This window comes from Stenotrophomonas sp. PS02297 (assembly GCF_029959705.1).
GTDB lineage: Bacteria > Pseudomonadota > Gammaproteobacteria > Xanthomonadales > Xanthomonadaceae > Stenotrophomonas > Stenotrophomonas nitritireducens.
Genome location: NZ_JASCOS010000232.1, coordinates 1 through 1,957 on the forward strand (window position 1 = coordinate 1; position 1,957 = coordinate 1,957).

General features: G+C 66.8%; 2 protein-coding genes. One reads left to right on the top strand and one right to left on the bottom strand.

Annotated elements, in window-relative coordinates; translation table 11 throughout:
- Nucleotides 1-891: M20/M25/M40 family metallo-hydrolase (locus QMX80_RS19115; protein WP_282278757.1), on the bottom strand; the 891-nt coding region annotated here is incomplete at its 3' end.
- A gap of 127 nt (nucleotides 892-1,018) precedes the next feature.
- Between QMX80_RS19115 and QMX80_RS19120 the strand changes: the two genes are divergently transcribed.
- Nucleotides 1,019-1,420 carry a ComEA family DNA-binding protein gene (locus QMX80_RS19120; protein ID WP_282278758.1) on the top strand — a complete coding sequence of 134 codons (402 nt, stop codon included), beginning with the start codon at nucleotides 1,019-1,021 and terminating at the stop codon, nucleotides 1,418-1,420.
- Nucleotides 1,421-1,957: the final 537 nt, after the last annotated feature.

Below are 1,957 nucleotides of genomic sequence, written 5' to 3' on the forward strand. Positions count from 1 at the left end.
CATCGGCTTGAGGCCGTCGACCAGCGGGAACTTGTCGAAGATGGCGGTAGCGACCACGTCGGCCGCGCGCCTGGCCTGCTCCAGGCGCTCGGCCGGGATCTCGGTGTGCAGGCCGTCGAGCAGGATGCGGCCGGTGTTCTCGTCCTCGATGCGCGACAGCAGCTGGCGCAGCAGGCGGAAAGACGACGGCACCACGCCGGAGGCGTCTCCGGAGTGCACGCCCTCGTTGAGCACCTTGACGGTGAAGTTGCCGCCGGTCAGGCCGCGCAGCGAGGTGGTGCACCACAGCTGGTCGTAGTTGGCGCAGCCCGAATCCAGGCACACCACCAGCGACGGCTGGCCGATGCGGTCGGCCAGGTGGTCGACATAGGCCGGCAGGTCGTAGGAGCCGGATTCTTCGCAGGCTTCGATCAGGATCACGCAGCGGGCGTGCGGCAGGCCCTGTTCCTGCAGTGCGAGCACGGCGGCCAGCGAGCCGAAGATGGCATAACCGTCGTCGGCGCCGCCGCGGCCGTACAGCTTGTCGCCACGCAGCACCGGCTTCCACGGGCCCAGGTCGGCGTCCCAGCCGGTCATTTCCGGCTGCTTGTCCAGGTGGCCGTAGAGCAGCACGGTGTCATCGCCGGTTTCCGGGCCGGTGGCCGGGATTTCCAGGAAGATCAGCGGAGTACGGCCTTCCAGGCGCACCACCTCGACCTGCAGGCCGGGAATCTTCTGCGCCCTGGCCCAGTTCTCCATCAGCGCCACGGCCTGGTCCATGTAGCCATTGGCAACCCAGTTCGCGTCGAACATCGGCGATTTGTTGGGAATGCGGATGTAGTCGACCAGTTGCGGGACGATGTCGTTGTCCCACTTGTCGCTGAGAAATTGGCCGAGCTTGGCGCTGTCCATTCGGGAACTCCGGTTGCAAGGTTTCAAGTGCGCCCATTCTACGCCGTCCCTCTTGTAGGAATTTTCCTACAAGGAATCGGGCGGTTTGCCGGCTGTGGGCCGGAGGCGTGGCGGATAGGCTGTGTTCATGTGGCGCGGAACACTGGTCTGGCCGGCGGGGATGCCGGCATTCCAGTCCAAGCCACAAGGAGTTGCAGCGATGAAGCTTTTCACCGTGATGCTGAAGTCACTGGTTCTGGCGTTGTTGTTGACCGCATCGGCGCAAGCCACGGACAAGGTCGACATCAACACCGCCACCGCGGCGGAGCTGGACCGGGTGTTGGTGAATGTCGGCGCCGCCAAGGCGCAGGCGATCGTCGAATACCGACAGGCGAACGGTCCCTTCAAGAGCGTCGAGGAACTGGCGCTGGTCAAGGGCATCGGATTGAAGACGGTCGAACGGAATCGTGACCTGATCGGCGTAGGCGCAGGAACCGCCTCCGCCGCCAGGAACGCCAAGGCGGCGACCAAACCGGTCGAAAGGCGTTGAGCGGAAGGGAATCGAAAAACGTGCGTCGTCCGGATGGCGGCCACACGGAGAACCCCGTATAGCCAGGAGGCAGGGGAGAGGCAGGAAGCCTACAGGGAAGTGAAGTCGCCCGGTGTTGCACAGTGACGTGCAGCCGGGCGATTTTTTTTGCCTGTCGTTCCGCTGCGCAGGAAGGTGGGGCGCTGCGGCCTGTAGCGCCGGGCAGCGCCCGGCGGGGGCTTGGCTGGTGGTGCCACAGCGGGGCGCTGCCCTGCTCTGCAGAGAAGAGCGGGAGTTGCGGCTTTGTGGCGTCGGGCAGTGCCCGGTGGGCCTTGGCCGGCGGTGCCCCGGCGGGGCGTTGCCCCGCTCTGCAGAGAAGATCGGGAGTTGTGGCTTTGTGGCGTCGGGCAGTGCCTGGTGGGCCTTGGCCGGCGGTGCCCCAGCGGGGCGTTGCCCCGCTCTACAGGAAGGGGGTCGTTACTGGGGGGGGGGGGGGGGCCGGGGGGGCCCCCCCGCCCCGGCTCCCGCGGGGGGGTTTTAAAACAGGGGCGCGGGCCC

Coding starts and splice junctions, on each gene's coding strand:
- QMX80_RS19120 (WP_282278758.1), top strand. CDS start 1,019: ATGTGGCGCGGAACACTGGTCTGGCCGGCGGGGATGCCGGCATTCCAG.